General features: G+C 67.2%; 19 protein-coding genes and 1 pseudogene. 4 read left to right on the top strand and 16 right to left on the bottom strand.

Annotated elements, in window-relative coordinates:
* Positions 1-52: 52 nt before the first annotated feature.
* From ON23_RS31845 to ON23_RS31820, 6 genes are all read right to left on the bottom strand, one after another.
* A complete protein-coding gene (locus ON23_RS31845) occupies positions 53-457 on the bottom strand; it encodes a hypothetical protein (protein WP_039782906.1) in 405 nt (134 codons plus the stop codon).
* Positions 458-485: 28 nt separating this feature from the next.
* Positions 486-1481 carry an NADPH:quinone reductase gene (locus tag ON23_RS31840; protein ID WP_039782904.1) on the bottom strand — a complete coding sequence of 332 codons (996 nt, stop codon included), beginning with the start codon at positions 1479-1481 and terminating at the stop codon, positions 486-488.
* A gap of 55 nt (positions 1482-1536) precedes the next feature.
* Positions 1537-1992 carry a pyridoxamine 5'-phosphate oxidase family protein gene (locus tag ON23_RS31835; RefSeq protein ID WP_039782902.1) on the bottom strand — a complete coding sequence of 152 codons (456 nt, stop codon included), beginning with the start codon at positions 1990-1992 and terminating at the stop codon, positions 1537-1539.
* Between the two features lie 915 nt (positions 1993-2907).
* Positions 2908-4134, bottom strand: coding sequence for an NAD(P)/FAD-dependent oxidoreductase (locus ON23_RS31830; RefSeq protein WP_051043626.1), 1227 nt, complete (start codon positions 4132-4134; stop codon positions 2908-2910).
* A gap of 85 nt (positions 4135-4219) precedes the next feature.
* Positions 4220-5227: an RNA polymerase sigma-70 factor gene (locus tag ON23_RS31825; RefSeq protein WP_306307153.1), complete on the bottom strand. Its 1008-nt coding sequence runs from the start codon at positions 5225-5227 to the stop codon at positions 4220-4222.
* A gap of 538 nt (positions 5228-5765) precedes the next feature.
* Complete coding sequence (locus ON23_RS31820; protein ID WP_039782900.1) at positions 5766-6701, bottom strand: AraC family transcriptional regulator; 936 nt, start codon at positions 6699-6701, stop codon at positions 5766-5768.
* Positions 6702-6829: 128 nt separating this feature from the next.
* On the opposite strand from ON23_RS31820, the gene ON23_RS31815 reads away from it, so the two are divergent.
* Positions 6830-7522 carry an NAD(P)H oxidoreductase gene (locus ON23_RS31815; protein ID WP_039782898.1) on the top strand — a complete coding sequence of 231 codons (693 nt, stop codon included), beginning with the start codon at positions 6830-6832 and terminating at the stop codon, positions 7520-7522.
* Positions 7523-7570: 48 nt separating this feature from the next.
* Positions 7571-7792: pseudogene (locus ON23_RS39910) on the top strand (hypothetical protein); the annotation flags it as partial.
* Here ON23_RS39910 and ON23_RS31810 read toward each other — a convergent pair.
* The 7 genes from ON23_RS31810 to ON23_RS31780 all read right to left on the bottom strand — a co-directional run bounded on the left by ON23_RS31810 (position 7693) and on the right by ON23_RS31780 (position 16011).
* Positions 7693-8598 (bottom strand): class I SAM-dependent methyltransferase, encoded by a 906-nt coding sequence (locus ON23_RS31810; RefSeq protein ID WP_039782896.1) that lies wholly within the window; start codon positions 8596-8598, stop codon positions 7693-7695. The pseudogene ON23_RS39910 and the gene ON23_RS31810 overlap by 100 nt on opposite strands.
* A gap of 388 nt (positions 8599-8986) precedes the next feature.
* A complete protein-coding gene (locus ON23_RS31805; protein ID WP_039782895.1) occupies positions 8987-9184 on the bottom strand; it encodes a ferredoxin in 198 nt (65 codons plus the stop codon).
* Positions 9181-10383, bottom strand: coding sequence for a cytochrome P450 (locus ON23_RS31800; protein ID WP_039782894.1), 1203 nt, complete (start codon positions 10381-10383; stop codon positions 9181-9183). The genes ON23_RS31805 and ON23_RS31800 overlap by 4 nt, the downstream gene beginning before the upstream one ends.
* On the bottom strand, positions 10376-11953 hold the full coding sequence (gene mhpA / locus ON23_RS31795; RefSeq protein WP_051043625.1) for a bifunctional 3-(3-hydroxy-phenyl)propionate/3-hydroxycinnamic acid hydroxylase MhpA: 1578 nt from the start codon (positions 11951-11953) through the stop codon (positions 10376-10378). The genes ON23_RS31800 and mhpA overlap by 8 nt, the downstream gene beginning before the upstream one ends.
* 91 nt (positions 11954-12044) lie before the next feature.
* A complete protein-coding gene (locus ON23_RS31790; RefSeq protein ID WP_039782893.1) occupies positions 12045-13946 on the bottom strand; it encodes an acyl-CoA synthetase in 1902 nt (633 codons plus the stop codon).
* Positions 13943-14881, bottom strand: a complete 939-nt coding sequence (locus ON23_RS31785; protein ID WP_039782892.1) for a fumarylacetoacetate hydrolase family protein — start codon at positions 14879-14881, stop codon at positions 13943-13945. Before ON23_RS31785 ends, ON23_RS31790 begins: the two co-directional genes overlap by 4 nt.
* A complete protein-coding gene (locus tag ON23_RS31780) occupies positions 14878-16011 on the bottom strand; it encodes a VOC family protein (RefSeq protein WP_039782891.1) in 1134 nt (377 codons plus the stop codon). Before ON23_RS31780 ends, ON23_RS31785 begins: the two co-directional genes overlap by 4 nt.
* Positions 16012-16142: 131 nt before the next feature.
* Here ON23_RS31780 and ON23_RS31775 point away from each other — a divergent pair, with 131 nt between their 5' ends.
* Positions 16143-16805, top strand: a complete 663-nt coding sequence (locus tag ON23_RS31775) for a TetR/AcrR family transcriptional regulator (protein ID WP_039782890.1) — start codon at positions 16143-16145, stop codon at positions 16803-16805.
* Between the two features lie 108 nt (positions 16806-16913).
* On the opposite strand, the gene ON23_RS31770 is transcribed toward ON23_RS31775, so the two are convergent.
* Entirely contained in the window at positions 16914-17957 is a 1044-nt protein-coding gene (locus ON23_RS31770) for a YdcF family protein (RefSeq protein ID WP_039782889.1), read from the bottom strand.
* A 367-nt stretch (positions 17958-18324) separates the two neighbouring features.
* On the opposite strand from ON23_RS31770, the gene ON23_RS31765 reads away from it, so the two are divergent.
* A complete protein-coding gene (locus ON23_RS31765; RefSeq protein WP_039782888.1) occupies positions 18325-18663 on the top strand; it encodes a hypothetical protein in 339 nt (112 codons plus the stop codon).
* Positions 18664-18743: 80 nt separating this feature from the next.
* On the opposite strand, the gene ON23_RS31760 is transcribed toward ON23_RS31765, so the two are convergent.
* Both ON23_RS31760 and ON23_RS31755 read right to left on the bottom strand, forming a co-directional pair.
* The gene (locus ON23_RS31760; RefSeq protein WP_039782887.1) at positions 18744-19037 is read right to left on the bottom strand and encodes a hypothetical protein; all 294 of its coding nucleotides are present in this window, start codon (positions 19035-19037) and stop codon (positions 18744-18746) included.
* A 91-nt stretch (positions 19038-19128) separates the two neighbouring features.
* Positions 19129-19591: hypothetical protein (locus ON23_RS31755; RefSeq protein WP_306307152.1), on the bottom strand; the 463-nt coding region annotated here is incomplete at its 5' end.

Genomic DNA, 19591 nt, shown 5'->3' with positions numbered 1-19591 from the left:
TATCGATTCTCGAAACCGCCGTACCGGCATTTCGGTGGAGCGTCCCCGTGATTCAGTGCCGATCGGCCAGCCGGAGGACGAAGCGCAGGCCCGACCACGTGTCATCGATGGCACACGTCTTGTTGTCGACAAGTCCTGCGGCCAAGCCGAATTCGCGGACGACGGTATCGCTGAGATCGGTGGCTACCCCACTGGACTTCTTGGGCCAGGCGACCCAGAGGCCGCCCGCCTGCGTGAGGCACGCGCGCCATGTGCCGAATCCTCGGTGCAGGGACTGGTAGTCGGAGCAGAAGCCCACGATCACGTCGTACTGCCCACGCCCGGCGCGCCGCTGCAGGCTGACCTGCTCCGGGAGCGGTCCGAGCGCGAATCCGCTGGGGGCGTGGGCGAGCAGCACGCGACTGCCGGGACGGATGCCGAGCTTGCGGGCCAACGGGGCGCCGGAATATCCCGTCATGCGACCACGATACGGGCTACGCGAATCGTCATGGCAGCACAATGAGCCGCCCGTGGACGCCGCCCTTTTCGAGACGATCGTGCGCTTCGGCTGCTCGTGCCAGGGGCATCGTGTCGGCGATCCGTGCGGTCAGGGTTCGGTCGGCGAGCTTGCGGTTGAGCACGGTCGCGGCGGCGGCCAGGTCGGTGGCGGTGGCGTTGCTGATCGCGAATCCGGCCACGGTGATGTCATGGGTGTAGGCGCGGTCGACGGGGAGCGGCACCCGCGCCTGTGGGCCGGCCGCTGTCAGCAGGAGCCGGCCCCCGCGGGCCAGCAATGCGACCGCGACGTCGATGTCGTGGTGGCCCGAGGTGTCCCAATACACGTCCAACCCCTCGGGCGCCGCCGCCCGGATCTGCTCGACCATGCCGGGGTCCCGGTAGTCGACCACCACGGCGGCCCCCGCCTCCCGGACACGCTCGAGCCCGTTCCCGGAGGCGGACGCGATCACCCGGGCGCCCGCAGCGCGCGCCAGGCGGACCGCGGCATCGCCGACATTTCCGGCACCGCCGCCGATGTATACGACGTCTCCCAACCCGAGCCGAGCATGCCGGAACAACCCCAGCCATGCTGTGGCAGCCGGATGCGCGACACCGACCGCCTGGACCGGATCCACCCCGTCGGGCAGGTGGTACAGCCGGTCGACCGGGACAACCGCGTACTGCGCGAACGAGCCCTGCCGGCCACCGTGGCCCAGACTGTTGCACCACACCGCGTCCCCGACCGCATAGCCAACTGCACCGTCGCCGACCGCCGCGACGTTTCCGGCCAGGTCGCGGCCGATGACGAACGGGAAAGGAGTCGGCGTCGCATATGCCCCCGACCGCACGAACGTGTCCACCGGGTCGACCGTGACCGCATGGACGGCCACCAGCACATCGGTGGGTCCGATCCGCGGGACGGGCAACCGTCCGTAGTGGATCGCATCGGCCGGTCCCAGCGCCTCCACGTAGGCCGCGTACATCGTGTCCGGAATCCCGGCCATCGTGCCTGCCTCCTTTCGGCCGACGAGGCGCCCGCCGGTCAACGGCCTCCGGGCCTTACCCGACCCCGTACGTTCTGGCCCAGGCCGCCCGCAACTCGGACTCCGTGGCATGCCCGAACTGGTAGGCCGGCGAGTCCACCGGCAGGGCGCGGTCGACGGTCACCAGTACCGCTTCGATCGCGGGGTATCCCGGCCCCTGGGTGGCGAGCAACCAGTCGTGAATCCACTCGAACACCGGGCTGCCGGGGGCGTGGAATTCGGCGGTTCCCTTGAACCGGTACCCGCGGCGTTTGAGGAAGTCGACCACGTTGATCTCCAGCCGGGGATCACGCCGCAGGTTGGCGACCGTGCCCGGCGATGCCTGATTCAGGAACACCAGATGGTCGTCGTCGTACACCCGCACGGTTCCCTTCGGGGAAAGGTTCGGTGAGCCGTCCGCGCACACCGTGGCGACGAATCCCAGTTTGGCGCTGTCCACGATCGAGCGCATGTCCTCGTCGATGACACCCATGATCCCTGCCTACCCCCGGACCTCCCGGCGAATCCGAGCCCGCTCTCGCCACGATCTCCGCCATCACGGGTGGGCCGGACTCCTGCAGCAATGCGTCCCGCGCTTCACCGGACGCACGCCGACAACCGACTTCACAACATCCATCCAGAGTGGGAAGTCTCGCCGGAAAGCTACTCAACGCGTTCCGGCCGGCGACAGACGTGCCAGCTGATTCCGGAAATTCTCGCGAAGAGCAGGTTCGGTGAACGACGAGCGGACGCTGGGATCTCCGGCTACTCGGCTCTCCCAATGCAGACGAGCATCGTTTCTCGAGATCCTCTTCGCTCCATGCCCGGGCAGAGCCCGGTATGCGCCGGGCCGAGGGACGGGGCGATGCATGAACGCCCAGCCGCCGGTCCAATCGATCCGCAACTGCAGGCGCGCACTGGGATAGAAGTCGAGAAGCCAGCCCCGTCCTGTCAGCAGTGACCGCTCGCGGGACGGGACCTGCCGCGCACGGCAGGTTGCCGCAATTTCAGGCGCGAGGCGGTCGAGGGCACTGATCACGTCGTGCCATGCCACAGGCGCATCTGCCGCCGACGCAGACGTGTTCGATTGCGGCTCTACTCCCGGCGTCTGCCGGCGAGGCCGCTGTCCGATCCCCACGGATGAAAAGGCTCGCATGACAACGACATTCCTGCAACCGAGTGGGACGGGGACTCGAGTCCATCCCGAACCACCGCCGGGACCGCCCAGAGAATCCGAAACGCCGCCAGGTATTCCCTGGCGGCGTTTGGGTTGGTGAGCCGACGTCCAACATGCGCCTCTCGGCGAGTGGTCGCTCGAAGCGACGAATGGGGTGCGGCCCGGGGCTGTCCGGACGCCGACAGTGGCTGCAACCGGAAGGACCGGCGAACTATTCCACCGGCTTGCCTGTCAACGGATCGCGGTCGACTGTCGATCGGCAGCGGTGGTCCTGCCCACGGTTCGCCGACCGGGCTCAGGGGGCGTGACCAGGTGACGACGCCGGCTCGGCATCATCAAGGTGGGGTGGTTGACGCTCCACACGGTGGCCTTGCAGATCAACTCCTTCACGCGTGTCGCTTTACGGCCGACGTCGACCTTGGAGGTCGGCTGATCCTGATCGGTGACCTTCTGCACGATGGCGTCGCGGCGGCCGAGGCTGATGCACTGGCTGTTGTAGCCGATCGGGGCGTTCGGGACTTCGCGTCCGGTCAGCCGGGCGGCGATGACGTCGCCGGCCAGCCAGGCCATCGGGGAGGCGGTGGCGCAGCCCATGCGCAGTGTCTTGCCGCCGACTCCGGCGGCGTGCGCGGCATCGCCGACGGCGTAGACGTCGGGATGTGAGACCGAGCGCAGGGTGTCGTCGACCACGATGCGCCCGGACTCGGAGACGGTGAGCGTGCTGGCGGCCGCGATCGGGTGCACGGCGAAACCTGCTGTCCAGACAGTCGTTCGAGCCGCGATCTCCGCACCCGTTCGGGTGACGACGCCGCCGTCGGTGACGCGAGTGACGTCGGCGTGTTCGTGCACGGTGATGCCGAAACGCTCGAAACCGGCGCGCAGGTGGGTCTGCGCCTTCTCGTCGAGCCAGTCGCCGACGCCACCGCGCGCGGCGATCGCGACCTTCAGGTCCGGGCGCGACGCGGCGATTTCGGTCGCGACCTCGATACCGGTCAGGCCGCCACCCACGATCAGCACGGTCTCGCCCGCCACCAGCTCGTTCAGGCGTTCCCGCAACCGCAGCGCGGCCTGTTTGCCGGCCACATTGTGGGTGTGCTCGGCGACCCCGGGCACGCCCAGGTCGGCGATGGTGCTGCCCAGGGCGTAGACCAGGGTGTCGTAGGCCAGTGTCTCGGCGCCGTTCTCGTCGATCAGTTCGACGGTCTTGCGATCCGCGTCGACCGAATCGACCCGCGCGATCCGCACCCGAACGCCGGTGCCCGCGAAGATCTTTCGCAGCGGACGGACCGGCAGATCCCGACCGGCGGCGACCTGGTGCAGGCGGATCCGTTCGACGAAATCGGGATCGGCATTGACCACGGTGATCTCGATGTCGTCGCGGTGCAGTCGCTTGGCCAGGCGGCCGGCGGTGATGGCTCCGGCGTACCCGGCTCCGAGGACGACGATGCGGTGCTTCATGGTTGTACTCCTGTCTCGGTGGGGTTCGAAACCTGAACCGGACAGGGACACGAAGACTGACAGTCACAGCGTGTGACGTGCATCACTACAGTGCGGGCAGGGGTGCTCCCGGTGCGCGGGTGGCCCACTGACGGTTGGCATATGCCAGCTTGTCGGGGTTGACGTGGGCGTGCACGGCGGCGATGCCGTCGACGGTGACCTGCAGGACCACGATGCCGACCACCCGATCGTCGGACACCAGCACCAGCGCGGGCATCCCGTTGGCGATGGCGGCGAACATCTCCGGCTTGCCACCGAGCTTGTTCCACGTGCCGTTGGAGGGCTTGATCGCCAGACACACGAACCGCGCGATGCGCTGCGCACCGACAAGCGGCCGGCTCAGCGTGGCGAGGAAACCGCCGCCGTCGCCGATGATGGACGCATCGTCGGTGAGCAGCGCCACCAGCGCCTCGGTCTGCCCGCTGGCCGCCGCGGCCAGAAACTCCTGCACGATCCGTCGAGCGGCGGCCTCGTCGACCTCGATGCGCGCCCGTTCCATCGACAGATGCTGTTTGGCGCGGCGATAGACCTGCTGGCAGTTGGCTTCGGTGATGTCGATCAGTTCGGCGATCTCGTGGTGCGGGTAGCCGAATGCCTCGCGCAGTACGTACACCACGCGCTCCTTGGCGGTCAGCCGCTCCATGAGGGTGAGCATGGCGATCGAGACCGATTCCCGCTGTTCCACGGTGTCGGCCGGCCCCAGCATCGAGTCGCCGGCCAGCACCGGCTCCGGAAGCCACTGTCCCACATACGTTTCCCGGCGGGCACGGGCCGTGCCGAGCTGGTTGAGGCAGAGGTTGGTGAGCACCTTGGTCAGCCACGCCTCGGGCGTCTGGACGTACTCACGGTCGGCGGCCTGCCAGCGCAGGTAGGTCTCCTGCACCGCGTCCTCGGCATCACTGGCCGATCCCAGCAGGCGATAGGCGATCGCTTCCAGACGGGGCCGGGAACTTTCGAACACATCGGCTTCGCGCGTGAGCAACATGCCGATATCGTCGGCCAGACATATCGGGCGCGTCCAGCCGAGCCACCGGTCCTGGTCGCGACGGATCATGTGCAGGTGCGTCGATCGCCTCGCGCCCGGTTCCCACCCTGTACGTGCCGCGGAAGAGGGGCCCGGCGGCTCGGATCCGCCGGGCCCCTCACTGCTCACCGTAGAAGAAGGCCATCGGATCTGCGCGACGAACCGCGGTAGCGGTGACTCGGTCGCGGTGATCGGCAATGTGCCGGTTGCGGGTTTGCTCGCTCGGGGCCATGCGCTAAGTTGTGAGGCGCCACAACATCTCACGCTGTCGGGGCGGCGATCTCGCCGATGTTTTGGTGTGTGCCACGGGTTTCCGCGGGCCGGTCTTGCCCAAGCCGGCTTGTTGTGCCCTCGACTTCCTCATTGAGCCGGGGAATCGAGGGACCGGAAGGCCCGGTGCCGGCGAGGGAGCCCTGCCACTGGTCATCTCACGCCGGCACCGTGTCCAGCCGGGAAATCGCGGGCCACGCTACCACTCTCATCCCATTGCCGCTGATGGCCGCAGCTTCGGCCGGCGAAGCATTCGGCCTGCTCGTCCAGCTGTGAGGAACAACCAGCCCGAACCGGTTCACGCTCCGATATCGGCGGTGGCACGGAAATCGCTGGGGCGGATGCCGCGACGCCGCTTGAACGCCGCGCTGAAACCGAAAGCGTCCGCATAGCCGACGGCCTTCGCTACCTGCGCCACGGTGAGACTCCGGTCGGCGAGTAGTTCCTCCGCCTCATCCATGCGGCATTCGGTGAGATACGCCAGGGGCGACTGGCCCATGACCTCGGTGAACCGTCGTGCGAACAGCGCCCGCGAGACCCCGGCCCGGGCAGCCAGGGACGCGACCGTCCAACCGGCGGCCGGCCTTCCGTGCATGGCCTCCAACGCCGGGCCCACGACCGGATCGGCCGGCCCGCGATACCAACCGGGCGCGTCCGCCTCCAGCCCGTCGAACCAGTCGCGCAATGTGCACACCAGCGCCCAGTCGAGTAGCCGGTCCATCATCGCTTGCGCTCCGGCCGGACGCCGTGCCGCGTCCGCGGCCATCGACTCCATCCACGCGCACACCTCCACGTCGTCGTTCACGACCAGGACCGGGGGTACCGCTCGCAGCAGCCGTTCATGGCGCCGGCCGGACGCCCGGTAGGCGCCGACGATCAGAGCGGTCTCGCCGGCGGGGTCGGCGTCCCAGCGCACGCCGTCCAGTTCGGGATCGCATTTCGCGTCCGGCGCGAAGCAGGCGACCTCGTATTCCTGGTGCGGCCGTGCGGCGGTATCGCCATTGTCGACGAGGACGAACGTTTCGGGGCCGCGCACGATCGCGGTGTCCCCCACCGTGATCCGACGTTCGAGACCGTCCGGTAGCAGCAGTGTGCCCCCACCCCGCAGCACGGTGACCATGGTCAACGGTGCCTGATCGGCGAATCGGATGCGCCACGGCGCTTCCAGGACCGCGGTGGTGAGCACAGCTCCCTCGGCACGAATACCGCCCAGCAGTTTGCTCAGTGGATCCACCCGATCGAGAGTAGACGAACTCCTATCGAATGTAGATCTCTGCCCATAGATCGTCCATCTTCCCCGGTGTGCAATTGATCCCGGAACGCACAACCGAGCGTTCGAACACCCCGGATTCAGGAGGCCCCGTGCAGCACAACCCGACCGTGGACACCGCGACCGCCCGCACCGCGCTGGTCGTCGTCGCTCACCCCCGGCCCGAGTCGCTGACCGCCCATATCGCCGCCCTGGCGACCCGCCGGCTCACCGCCGCCGGCTACCGAATCGACCTGCTGGACCTGCACGCCGAGAACTTCGATCCCCGGATGACCGCCGCCGACCTCCCGGAATGGGGCAACCGGCAGAAGGTCTACTCCCCCGAAGTCGAGGACCATATGCGACGCATCCTCGCCGCCGATGTGATCGTCGCGGTGTTTCCGGTGTACTGGATGCAGGTCCCAGCGATTCTGAAGGGCTGGATCGATCGCGTGTGGAACTACGGATTCGCCTACGGCCGAAGCAAACCGCGGCTCGCAGGCAAGCGGATGCTGTGGCTGGGCCTGGCCGGCGTGGCAGACGACGACGCGGTCGCCGAACCCATGCAGGATGCGCTCAGCGCGCAACTCAACGACGGAATCGCCTACTACTGCGGCCTCACCCGGTCGTCGGTAGGGCTGTTGCCGGGCGCGGAGGAACAGCGGCAGCGCCTGGATGCCGCGGGCAATCTGCTGCTCGACGAGGCTCTCACCGGCGCGGTTCGCGAGGCCCACTACGCGGGTTTCGAAGACCGGGCGCTGGGCTTCATCGATGATTTCCTCGCCGCCGACCAGGTTCCGGCCTGACCACGCAGGAATTCGGCCCGCAAGGTATCCGAGCGAAGCGGACGATTCGCCAACCCCGACGAGGTCGCAGACCTCGCACTGTTCCTGGCCTCGGACCGGGCCGCCCACATCACCGGCACCGATATGACGATCGACGGTTCATCACCACCTTGTGCGTGTTGCCGGCAGGCTCACTGTGGTGAAGGTTGTCTCGCGCCGGATTTGGTGCAGGTGAACTGCATGACGTCGAGGCGTCCGCGGCGGAAGGTTGCGGCGCACTCGGTCAGATAGCTGCTGTAGGCGTCGTAGGTGTGTTGCCCGGCGAGTTCTATCGCCCGGTCACGGTGCTCGTGCAGAGAGATGGCCCAGCTGTCCAGGGTGGTGGTGTAGTGAGACCCCAGTTCCTGAACGCGGGTGAGGGTGAATCCGGCGTCCTGCGCGTACTCGGTGATTCCCCTGGGGTGGTGACCAGTCGACCGCGGGAGCCGGCTAGCCGGGAATACGGCGCCGCGGAGAAACGCGAAGTCGGTGTCCGCGGTCGGGCCCGATTCCCGGTGCCCTCCCGCCGCGTACGGGTCGTGGGCGACGACGGTTTGCACCAGCAGCACTCCGTCGTCGGGCATGACCCGGTAGGCGAAGTCGAAGAAGTCCGGGTATCGCTGTGGGGGCATGTGTTCGAGTACGCCGATACAGACGATGCGGTCCACGGGGCGGTCGAATTGGTGCCAGCCTTGCCGTCGCACACCGCCGTAGGGGCACCCGCGGACGAGCCGATCGACGAGGCGGTCTCGTACGTACCGGTGCTGGTTGCGGTGCGGCGTCAGCCCGATCGCATTGACACCGTAGGTGTCCATGGCACGCAGCATCGTCGAACCCCAGCCGCAGCCCACGTCGAGCAAGGTCATCCCCGATCGCAGATCACATTTGGCCAGCGCCAGGTCGATCTTGGCGGACTGAGCCTGTTCCAGGGTGTCGTCCGGGTGCGTCCAGTATGCGCAACTGTAGGTACGAGTCCGGTCGAGGAACTGCGCGAAGAACTCGTCGGGTAGCTGATCGCGCGACGGGATTCGACGGTCGGCGGGGGCGTAACCGGTCATCGTGCGGGTCTTTCCTTGCAAGCAGGCCGAATCGTGTCGGTGCCTTCCCGTCGAACAACCGAAGTCGGACCGCCCTTCGGGGCGCGCGTGCTTGCGAGTCGTCGATCGGGCGGCTGGGGTGCCCCAGGTCGGGTGGCATCCGGGTCCGAGACTACCGATCTCACAGGTGAGAGAAGCGGTGCGTGAGCACCATTTAACCAGGCAGTAACTATGGCGCTCGGCAGAGACGGATCGCCAGGGCGCGGACTCATGTGGCTGCCGCCGTCGCTACGGTCCCAACGCGGAAGCGGCGGAGGATGATCGTGCCTCGGTGCCCCAGACCCCGCGGTTCGCGTGCGGCGGTGACACCGGCGACCGGATTCGCCGACGATGACGGCGCAACGCTCGCTCACGATGCCTCCCGCAGGGCGGCGACCGGGCAGGAAACGATGGCGGCGCGCGCCGCGGTGACCTTGTCTTCGGGAACGTTCACGCCGTCGAAGCGGTAGATCAGTTCGGCGTCGTCGTCGAGGCTGAACACCTCAGGTGCTTGTTCGGCGCACAGTCCGTGTCCTTCGCAGCGGGCGTAGTCGACGGTGATTTTCATCGGGGTTCCCTCTGTCGGGCGGGGATGAGTCGCAGGGGCACACGCGCGTAGCGGTGAATGATGTTGTTCATCGCCCATTCGGGCCGTCCGGCCACCTCGATGTGGTCGATACGTTCGGTGAGCGCGCGCAGGATGGCTTGGGTCTCCAAGCGGGCAAGACTTTGTCCGGCGCAGCCGTGGGTGCCGCGTCCGAATCCGAGTTGGCGGGCGGCGTCGCGGCGAATATCGAAGGTGTCGGGGGCTTCCCATTCGAGCGGGTCGCGGTTGGCCGAGCCGTAGATCACCACGACTCGCGCTCCCTTGTCGATCGAGGCTCCGGCGATCTCGACGTCGCGAACTGTCTTGCGGGAAAATGCCCTGATCGGAGAGTGGTAGCGGACAACTTCGTTCACCGTGTTCGGGATCAGCGACGGGTCCGATTTCAGCAGCCGCCACTGCTCGGGATGTGTGGCCAGCAGATACAGGGCGCTGGAAATCGCGCTGATCGTGGTGTCCAGTGACGGCGCCAGGTAGTCGATCAGCAGGGCTGGGCATTGCGCACGCGGGAGCGTGCCTTCATCGGCGGCTTCCAGCACGTCTCGGCCGGCGCCGCCGGGCAGGATGGAGCGCTCGCGGGCGACCCGGCGGGCGAAGCGCATCATCTCGACGCCCGATGGTGTGGACCGCGCGGTTCGCCAGTTGAAGGGTCCGAGCGCGTCGAAAGTCGCTCCTGCCCAGCGCAGGAGGTGTTCGCGGCCTTCGTACGGCCACCCGATGAGGTCGGGCACGACGGACATCGGCAGGGCGGTCGCCAATTCGACGCCGTCGACGTGGCCCTGGTCGGCTGCGGCCGCGACGACCGCGTCCGCCTGCTCGTCGACAGATTCCCGCATCGCGCGCAATGCTCGTGGTGTCAGATGGGGGGACAGGAGCGCTCGACGGCGTGCGTGGTCGTCACCGTCGCTGTTCAAGGTGGTGCCGCGCGAGAGCCGGTTGGTGAGCGGGTTCAGGGCGACGCCGGCGCCGGAGATGAACGTCGTGTCGTCGAGCAGCGCCTGCTTGCATTCGGCATACCGCGGCAGCGCATACGCTTTGTGGCGCGCCAGCCACACCACCGGGCCGAGTTCCCGCAACCGCGCATAGTGCGGGTAGGTGTCTCGAACTGCTCGGGGGGAGTACAGATTCGGTTCGTAGGTGGGGATTCGGGCATGTTTACGCATCGGGACTCCTGTACCGATCGGGGTGCTCCCCGCACGGGGATCGGTGTAGGCCGGCGGGCCCGGAGCCGCTGCTCGGGAGCGCGCCGAGCACCGAACCGACTGTCCGTGCTGCGGTCTGGACCGTGCCATCGGGACGAATGAGAGCGGCGCGAGAGTGTTTTCGCCGCAGCCACACGCCCAACTCGCTGCCCGCATCGACCGGAACGAGAACAGCCCCGCGCCGCGCGATCTCGGTGCGCTGCACCAGGGTTGGTTCGGCGACGGTGACAAGCGTGTAGCGTCCGCCGGCGACGGTGTCGAATCGGCGGTCGGCGTCGACCATCACGTTCGGTATCAGCGTGCCCGCCAGGCCACGGACGAAGCGGCGGCGGGTGTTCAACGCCGATCGCCGCAGCGGTGGCGTCTCGCCGCCGGTGACGACTCCGGTGAGGCCAGGTATGCGCGTCAACCGTGGCAGGATCAGGCGGCGCAGCAGATTGCCGACTTCGCCGCCTTCGGTCATCGCCCTTCCGGTCAGTTCGGCCAGCCGGATCAGGCTTCGCGCGTGGGGTTTGCGTTCGATCTCGTAACTGGAGAGGACCTGCGGCGGCAGGGAGCCGCTCAGCACAGCAGCCAGCTTCCAGGCGAGATTGGCCGCATCGCGCACACCGGCGCCCATGCCCTGACCGATGAAAGGTGGGGTGAGGTGCGCGGCGTCGCCGAGCAAAAAGAAGCTCCCGGCCTGCCATCGATCAGCGATCTGCGCTCGTGAGATGTATTCGGCGACGCGGACCAGCTGGAGTTCGTCGATTCCGATGGTCTTGGTCCAGGGCCGGATCAGCGGATGCAGATCGGCGACATCTCGGAATCCGGCATCCGATTCGCCTGGCAGCAGGCGAAATTCCCACCGGTATCGGGTTGCTCCGATGCGCATGTACGTGGCCGCGCGGGCCGGATCGCAGACCTGGTGCACGCCTTCCCATTCGCCGAATTCGGCGGTGGTGGCGATATCGACGACGAGCCAGCGCTGTTCGAACCCGAGGTCGCGCATGGCCGACCCGATCGAGGAGCGAACGACACTGTTGGCGCCGTCACAGCCCAGGACGTACCGGCCCCGGATCGAGGCGGTGGCGCCGCTGCTGTGGTCGGTGTAATCGACACGCGCCCAGTCGTTTTCCGGCACCGCTCCCGTTACCTCGATGCCGCCGCGGATCGTGATTTCGGCGTGTCGTCGTGCGTTGCGACGTAGTACGGCCTCGAGGTCGGGCTGGTCGAACAGGTTCGCCTCGGGAAATCCGTTGCGCCCGCCGGCCGGGTCACGATCGAATTGGGCAAGAACCCGCAGTGCGGGATCGACCAGTCGTAGCCCGAGGGCGGGGCGGGAGAGGGCGGCGAACTCCTCGTCGATACCGAGGCGGGCCAGGATTCGCCGGATTTCGCCGTCGAGGTGCACCGCCCGTGGCTGCGGGTAGACGTCGTGCCAGCGGTCCAGCACAACCGATTCCACGCCGTACCGGGCAAGCAAACTCGCCGCGGTGAGCCCGGTCGGGCCGGCACCGACGATGACCACCTCGGTGTCGAGGGTGTTCATCGGCTCGTGCCCAGCGCCACCAGATAGCAGCCGCACAGAAACCCGATACCGGCGGCGGCTCCGATCGGCCACATCGTGGCCAGGACGGTCGTCATCGGACCACAACTTTCCATTCGATCGCGTATGCGCTCACAACGGCTTCGGCTCGGGCGCGGTCAGCCTCCGATTCGAGTTCGACTGTCGTGATGATCGAACCGTCCTCGATGACGGCGGCAACGCTGGTTACACCGGGGACTTCGGAGAGAGCGTCGCGGACTTCTCGTCGCGTGGCATCAGCGCGTAATCCGAGCTTGTAGGGCTTTCCGACATCGGTGACGGGCAGGGCGTCGAGCACGACAACCGCTTTCGGCGCGGCGGCCCGTTCAGGGACGTGCTCCCCCGCCCAGGCAAGCAGTTCGGATTCGGTGGTCTTGTCACCGGCGGTCAGAGTGACGTAGACCACCGGCACCTCGCCCGAGTGCACATCGGGTCGCCCGACCGCACCGGCGGCAGTCACCGAAGGATGCGACAGCAGGGCGTCTTCGACGAGCGCCGGGTCGATGTTGTGTCCGCCGCGGATGATGAGATCCTTTTCGCGCCCGTGCAGATGGATGAAGCCGTCCTCGTCGATATGCGCGAGGTCGCCGGTGTCGAGCCAGCCGTCGACGAGTTTGCCGAGACCGTCGAGGACATGCCCGTGCTCGTCGTGACCGCTGACATATCCCGCGAAAACGGTCGGCCCGCTGATTGCCAGAACCCCCGTCTCACCGGCGGGAAGGTCATGCCACGTTCCGTCGTCCCCGACGCGGACGACCTTGATCCGCTGGTATGGCATGCGTTGCCCGACCGCACCCGGGCGCGGCTGGTTCGGGAAGCTGCGCGCGCTCGCGCAGGTGGCCTCGGTGAGGCCATATCCTTCGACAAGAGTGACGCCGGTGTGGGCTTGGAAGTTGTCCCGCACTGCCGCCGGCAGTGGAGAGGCACCGACCATCGCATAGCGCAGCGTGCTGATGTCGGCATCGACGGGGCATTGCGCCAGTACCGCATACACCGTCGGGACCGCGCTCATCGCGGCGATCCGGTAGTGCGCCACGATTTTCCAGAATTCTGCGTAGAGGCCGACATCGCGATAGCCCAGTGGGCCGGCCCACACCACCGCTTGTCCCTTGAACAATGGCGCGAGCAAGGTGACGACAAGCGCGTTGACATGAAACAGCGGCAGGGCGGCGAATCCCACCGCTTGCTCATCGAGCAACGAATTGGCCGCGATCATCCAGGCGTTGGCCACCTCACCGCGATGGGTATGTGCGGCCGGCTTCGGAACCCCGGTGGTACCGCCGGTATGAAAGAGCCCTGCCACATCGTGCGATTGTGGTGGCTGTCCGGCGAAGCTGCGGGCGTCTTCCTCACCGGCCGACTCGTCGAGATAGCCGAGGTGAACACCGTCGACCAGCGATACGGGCTCTGGGGTCGACGCCGCCGCGGTGGGTCGCAGCAACAGTATCGAGTCGAGTTGTCCCTGGGCGGCCAGCTCACGCGCGCAAGCCCACGTGGTGGCGTCGAGTTCAGGGCCGGCGGCGATCAGTACCCGTGCACCCGAACGTTTCACTAGTTCCGCGACATGGTGCTGCGAGAGTGCGGGATTGATCGGGGCGGCGATTCCGGCCAGTTGGGCGGCGAGGGTCGCCGGGATCAGCTCGGCGCAGTTGGGGGCCATCAACGCGACCGCGTCACCACGCCGGATGCCCAGGCGGCGGAGAAGGTTCGCGTACCGGTGCACCTGTGCCAGCAGATCGGAGTAGGTGCACTGCCACGGTTGCCGCCACTGGGCGGCTTCGGGAAGGACGGTGAGCGCTGTCCGATTCGGCCACAGCTCAGCCGCTCGCACCAGCAGCGCGTAGGTCGATTCGGGCAAGCCCCGCCCTTCCAGGGGTATCGCCTCGACAGCGGGCAGGTCGGAGGGTTCGGCGTACCGCGGCCACAGCAGTTCATGATCGATCAGTTGCTCGGTCATCGCGCGTACCTCACAACGGTGCGCTGACGCCCGAGGTCGATCTTGCCGTCGTCGGTGGCCACGCTCGCTTCGATCACGTCACCGTCCTGTAGGTACTTCCGGTTCTTGGCTTGGGCTTTGAAGAACAAACGCCATTTCGTCGCGGCGGGAAGCAGCGAACCGATGATCTCGACCGGTTTGGGCGGGGCACTGATCGCGGTGCCGACCGGCGTTCCGGTGAGCAACAGATCACCGGGGGCGATGTGCTGGAATCTGGTCAGCGCCTGCAAAGTCTGCACCGGGTGGTAGATCATGTCCGCCACGGTCATGTCCTGGCGGATTTCGCCGTTGACCGACAGCCGCAGCCGCAGTTCGGTAAACCGTTGCAGCTCATCAGCATCCAGTAACACCAGCGCCGGGCCGACCGGGGTGAAGGTGGGATAGGACTTGCCCTCGTAGAACTGGGTTTTCGGTAGCTGCACATCGCGAGCCGAAATGTCGTTGGTGACCACCAGACCTGCGACGTAGTCGGCGAGATTCTCAGCGGTGATGGTGGTGCCCACCGGCATGTCCCTGCCGAATACGAGACCGATTTCGACCTCGTAGTCCAGCAGCCGGACATGAGCGGGCCGGATGACCTCGTCGAACGGACCGCTGATCGAACCGGAGGACTTCCGGAAGAACGTCAGGGGCACGGTGTCCGGGTCTCCGCCCGCGTCGGTGACGTGAGAAGCGAAATTGGTCATCTGAGCCACCACCCGGCACGGTGCGGTCACCGGCGATACCAGCGACAGACTGTCGGCAGGTACGAGTCGAGTGCTCGCCGACGCTGCCGCCAACGCCGCCCGATCGGCCAACAGCTCCCCGGTGGATGTCGCGGTCGTGTCCACCCGGGCTACGCCGGCAGGTGTCGACACCCACCAGCCATCGGTGGTGCGAAGAACGGAAATACTCATGAAGAGGCCACTTTCACCAGGCCGCGCAGGCGGCGGAGATCGAATTCGTTGTCATCGCGCAAGGCGCCGAGCGCAGCCCGCGCCTCCCGCAGCATTTCTCGGCTGGGACTGATCCCGAGGAAGTCTCTGCTGACGGGCGGGCCCCACTGAGCAAGGCCCGAGGCGGTCATGGGTGCCCAGCCCGGTTCGACCGTGCAGTCGAACATGTCCCCGTCGGTGAAGTGTTCGACAAGGAATCCGTCCGGATCGCGCCAGTAGTCGAACAGCTGGCTGCCCTGAATATGACGTCCGATGCCCCAGGATCTGCGGTAACCGCTGTCACGGAGGTATTCCCCGCCCGCGGCGAGGGCATCGAGATCGGCGACCTGGTAGGCCGAGTGGACATACCGATTCCTCGGCCCCAGTACCAGAGCCAGCGTGTGGTGGTCGGCGGGAGTGCGGCCGCGGTCGCAACGGATGAAGCTCATGACCGGCCCGCGGTCACGCTGACCGCGGTAATACTGGAAATCGCTGACGATCATGCCCAGGTATTGCAGATACCAGTCCAAGGTCCGGCGGTACGTGGTCGTCTGAACTACGACGTGGCCCAGGCGCTGCACCCGCGATGGTTCTCGCGGTGGTCGCTGTGTGCGATTGGCGCGGGCGAGTGCACGGCCGACGTTGAGGGTGTGGGGTGGTTGCGCCGGCAACTCAGCGTGAACATGGGTGTCGGAGACGAGTCGGACTCGCAGTCCGCTGGGATCTGCGACATCGACCCGCACGCCGCCGAGGCTTTCCGGCAGCGGGGATGCCGCCGCGCCGGTCGCAGCCGAAAACCGTGCCAGATCGTTCCGGTCGGCCACCGAAAAGGCCGGACCGACGAATCGGGAGCGCGCGCCGCGGCGAATGATCACACACGGTGAACCGGCGTCCACGCCGCGCAGGTGCAGCTCGTCCGGGGCTCGCATGATGGTCGTGAAACCGAAAGCGGTGGCGAACTTTTCGGCACCGACAAGATCGCGCTTTTCGAATTCCAGCCATGCGAGGTCGTACACCTTGACGATCGGATTCAGCGCGCGCCCCGGATGTTCGCCGACGACGGCGCCATGCTCGCTGTGCAGATCCGCATGGGGGTCGTGCGGGTCGTTCATCGACCGCTCCCTTCGGTATATCTGAACATATCCTCACTTACGAGGAAGTTCTCAGTCAAGACCTATCTGAACATTTCCTCACAACTGACAACGCGAGGTAGGATCGGGCGGAATCAGAGGAGGCGAACAGGATGGCCGAGCGGACAGTCCAGGGCCCGAACCGCCTGCAGAGACGCAAGGCACGCACCCGCGCCGCACTCGTCGGCGCGGCGCAGATGTTCATCGCTCGAGGCAGGATGAACGTCCCGATCTCGGATATCACTCAGGCGGCCGATGTCGGGATGGGGTCGTTCTACAACCACTTTCAGACCCGCGACGAACTGTTCGCCGCCGCCGTCGAAGAGGTGCTCGACATCCTCGGCGCGACCCTCGACGCGCTCACCGAAGACATCGAGGACCCGGCCCAGGTATTTGCCCAAGGCTTCCGGCTGACCGGCCGGTTGCACCGCAGAAATCCCACCCTGAGCAAAGTCCTGCTCAACAGCGGGATGAGTCTGGCGGTGTCGGAGAAGGGCTTGGCGCCACGTGCTCGCCGTGACATCGAGGCCGCCACCCGAGCCGGCCGATTTCACACACACGATGTCGAACTGGCCATGACCGTCGTCACCGGGGCCGCGTTGTGCCTGGGCCAACTACTACACGAACATCCCGAACGCGATGACGCCGAAGCCGCCGATCAGGTCACCGAAGACTTGCTGCGGATGTTCGGTCTCTCCGCTGACGAGGCCCGCGAGATATGCCGGCGACCATTGCCCGTCGTCGAAACGCTGCCGGGCGGAGATGAGGCGGCGTAGGCAACAAGGGAGGCAACCACGACGAACGTAAGGCCGCCCCCACCGCACGAGATCTGCCGCCGCGGCCGTGATCGGATCGCCGGCCCGGGGTGAAGCACGGTCCTGCGTTCAGGGCAGGGCCATCACGGCCAGCAGGACGACCAGAAGTGACACCGCGACCGTGATGTGGCTGCGCCGGTAATGGGTCGCCAAGACCGCGACGAATTCGCGCAGGAAGGCGGCGGGCAGGAAATAGGCGGCGGTCCGAGACCCCAGGACCTGGGCATCGATACCGAGGCGGCGGGTCAGCCCGGCTGTCCGCAGAACGTGAAAGTTGCTGGTTACCACCGTGATTCGGAGCTGCTCCGGATCGATACCGCGCCGGTTCAGTTCCCGCAGGCAGTTGCGCAGATTCTCGGCGGTGTTGCGCGAGTGCCGTTCTCGGACGATGGCGTGTCCGGAGACGCCGCGGGCGGTGAGGTAACGCGCCATCGCGTCGGCTTCGGTCGTCGCCTCGTCGGGACCCTGTCCACCGCAGGTGACCAGGACCGGCCGGCGTCCGGACCGCAGCGCTGTGCGGTAGGCGTCGATGCCGCGGTCCAGCCGGGCGGCCAGCAGGGGCGTGACGGATCTGCGATTCAGGCCGCAGCCGAGAATCACGACGGCATCGGCTTCGGGGCGAGCCGCCAGGCTGCCGTAGATCAGTGCGTAGCCGCCGAACGCGATCAGATGCGCCACGAAATACACCGCGACCGCGGCGACCAGAACCGTGGACGCGATGGCCCAGCTCGGCATCGTCGGACCGGACGCGACCGTGACGACCACGGCCACCGCGCCGATCAGGCCGGCCCCGAGCACGACCGGCAACGCGGTGGTCGCCGCGAACCCCTCCCGTGACAGCAGCTCGATTCCGTTGACCAGCAACGCGATACCGGCCACGGCGAACGGAGCCGTGAATACCACGACCAGCCCGAACGACGAAGGCGCGTCGGGGCCGAGTCCGACGACCGCGCTCGCGCCGCCGACGCCCAGCAGGGTGACCGCCGCCAGCAGAACGAATCCCGTCGAGAGCCGGCGAGGCTCCAGGGCCACGCGGATCGCCGCGAGGAATGCCAGGACCGCCCCGCCCACCACCAGGAGCCCGCCGATCGACAGGTACGTCGCCGTCTGCATCCGTCCCAGACTCCTTCCGGCCCTGCCGGGCCGCCGCGCCGAAGACACTCCCAAGTCGTCGGCGCGACGAGAAATCCGCGGCAACCGGGCGACATAGCGACGAATTCCCGTTCCGGAGTACCGGAAACAGACCCGCGGGGCAGACGGCGGCCCGAATGATCAGTCGACTCCGCACCGAACTCCTTGGGGCGGAATCGACTCGGGGGCGGCGCGGTCGATGGAACCTGAACCCGCGTGTCGATAGCGTGTAGTGCCTGAACTGCGAGAGGACACCATGCACGCTCCTGCCTTTGTTTCCCTCCTCGCTGCCGTCGGTAGCGCGCTTCTGTGTCAGGCCGCGCCGGCCTCAGCCGAGTCGCACACCGGTATGCCGACACTGACTGCACAGTTCGATGGCGGCCCGTGCGCGACGACCATCAACGCCAAGGCCAACATCTTCGATGACAGCAACCAGGTCTCCATCGGCTACCAGACCGACGACATCGCCGGCACCGGCAGCGCCGGATGCGGGTCGTCGCTGGTCGCGGTCGTCAACTGGCGCAATCTGGACAGCGGCGGGGTGGGTAGCGTCTCCCGGCACATGTTCCACAACGAGACCAACTCGATATCCTTCGCCCCCGGCCCGGGGCGGATCACGATCGAGCTGACCACGCTCAGTGCCCACTTCCCCGACGCTTCCCGTGTCGAGGTTGTCATGCACGGCTGATCGCTGCCGGAGATGGGGGTGCAAGTCCCTCGCTCGGCAGAGACCTCCGGACTGATCCGGAGGCTAGCGGGACCCGGGGGTCAGAGCCCGAGGATGCTCGTGCGTTCGGCGTCGGTGAAGTTCACCAGAGCCGGTGCGGCCCACGGTTGATGGCGGTAGTCGATCCACTCGCCGGCGCGGGTCTCGCGCAGCATCGCGTCACGCCACAAGGGCTTGTCCGCCTCGGGCAGGTCCGAGGCCTCCAGTTCGCGGATCTTGTTCGCCCGCACGGTGTTCGCCCACGGGATCTGCTTCGGCGCACCGGTGAGCTCCGGCCACCCTGCCGCCTGGGCGGCCTCGATACTGGCGGCGTTCTCGGCGTCGTAATCGCTCATAGGCTCCAGAGTGCGCTCAGGCACCGACACAGACATCGCACAGGGCCGCCGGCCTCGCGCTGACTGGCGGCCTCGTGCCTGCTCTGGCGACTTACGCCGTGTGCATGGCGGCGGTGATCTTGCGGATCATCTCGGTCGTGACGGGGCCGGGGCGGACCTCGGTTGTGGCGGCCTCGATCGCGACCCGCACGGTGGTGCGGAAGTTGTCGGCCTCGGCGGGATCGGTCTGTTCGAGCAGGGTGACCGCGGCCGTGAGGGCGGGCAGGACCTGATCGGCGAGTTCGGCGACGGACTTCCCAGCCAGCTTGATGTCCCTGGACTTTGCCGCGAGGACGTGTCCGACCGTGCCGGTCGCCGACAGCAGCGCTGTCGATCCCGCGGTGGCTGCCTTATGGGGCTTGTTCGATCCGGCGGCCAGCAGCGAGACCGCGCCGTAGGCGGCGGTGCGCACGGTGAGTTGGTCCTGGGCGGTCAGGGCGAGGGTGGCGGACATGGTGGTCTCCTTCGAAATCTGTTGTGGCGGTTCCCCGGCCGGTTCGTCGGCCGGGGCTGTT

The sequence above is a fragment of the Nocardia cerradoensis NBRC 101014 genome (assembly GCF_000308535.1).
Taxonomy (GTDB): Bacteria; Actinomycetota; Actinomycetes; order Mycobacteriales; family Mycobacteriaceae; genus Nocardia; species Nocardia cerradoensis.
The sequence above is the reverse complement of the archived record's forward strand: the minus strand, read 5'-3'. Positions and strand labels throughout refer to the sequence as shown.

Excerpts from the sequence above, each read along its gene's own strand:
- ON23_RS31775 (WP_039782890.1), top strand. The coding sequence starts at position 16,143 with ATGGCCGAGCGGACAGTCCAGGGCCCGAACCGCCTGCAGAGACGCAAG.
- ON23_RS31785 (WP_039782892.1), bottom strand. The coding sequence starts at position 14,881 with ATGAGTATTTCCGTTCTTCGCACCACCGATGGCTGGTGGGTGTCGACA.
- mhpA (WP_051043625.1), bottom strand. The coding sequence starts at position 11,953 with ATGAACACCCTCGACACCGAGGTGGTCATCGTCGGTGCCGGCCCGACC.
- ON23_RS31780 (WP_039782891.1), bottom strand. The coding sequence starts at position 16,011 with ATGAACGACCCGCACGACCCCCATGCGGATCTGCACAGCGAGCATGGC.
- ON23_RS31800 (WP_039782894.1), bottom strand. The coding sequence starts at position 10,383 with ATGCGTAAACATGCCCGAATCCCCACCTACGAACCGAATCTGTACTCC.
- ON23_RS31835 (WP_039782902.1), bottom strand. The coding sequence starts at position 1,992 with ATGGGTGTCATCGACGAGGACATGCGCTCGATCGTGGACAGCGCCAAA.
- ON23_RS31765 (WP_039782888.1), top strand. The coding sequence starts at position 18,325 with ATGCCGACACTGACTGCACAGTTCGATGGCGGCCCGTGCGCGACGACC.
- ON23_RS31790 (WP_039782893.1), bottom strand. The coding sequence starts at position 13,946 with ATGACCGAGCAACTGATCGATCATGAACTGCTGTGGCCGCGGTACGCC.
- ON23_RS31825 (WP_306307153.1), bottom strand. The coding sequence starts at position 5,227 with ATGATCCGTCGCGACCAGGACCGGTGGCTCGGCTGGACGCGCCCGATA.
- ON23_RS31805 (WP_039782895.1), bottom strand. The coding sequence starts at position 9,184 with ATGAAAATCACCGTCGACTACGCCCGCTGCGAAGGACACGGACTGTGC.
- ON23_RS31845 (WP_039782906.1), bottom strand. The coding sequence starts at position 457 with ATGACGGGATATTCCGGCGCCCCGTTGGCCCGCAAGCTCGGCATCCGT.
- ON23_RS31830 (WP_051043626.1), bottom strand. The coding sequence starts at position 4,134 with ATGAAGCACCGCATCGTCGTCCTCGGAGCCGGGTACGCCGGAGCCATC.
- ON23_RS31810 (WP_039782896.1), bottom strand. The coding sequence starts at position 8,598 with ATGACCGGTTACGCCCCCGCCGACCGTCGAATCCCGTCGCGCGATCAG.
- ON23_RS31760 (WP_039782887.1), bottom strand. The coding sequence starts at position 19,037 with ATGAGCGATTACGACGCCGAGAACGCCGCCAGTATCGAGGCCGCCCAG.
- ON23_RS31770 (WP_039782889.1), bottom strand. The coding sequence starts at position 17,957 with ATGCAGACGGCGACGTACCTGTCGATCGGCGGGCTCCTGGTGGTGGGC.
- ON23_RS31840 (WP_039782904.1), bottom strand. The coding sequence starts at position 1,481 with ATGGCCGGGATTCCGGACACGATGTACGCGGCCTACGTGGAGGCGCTG.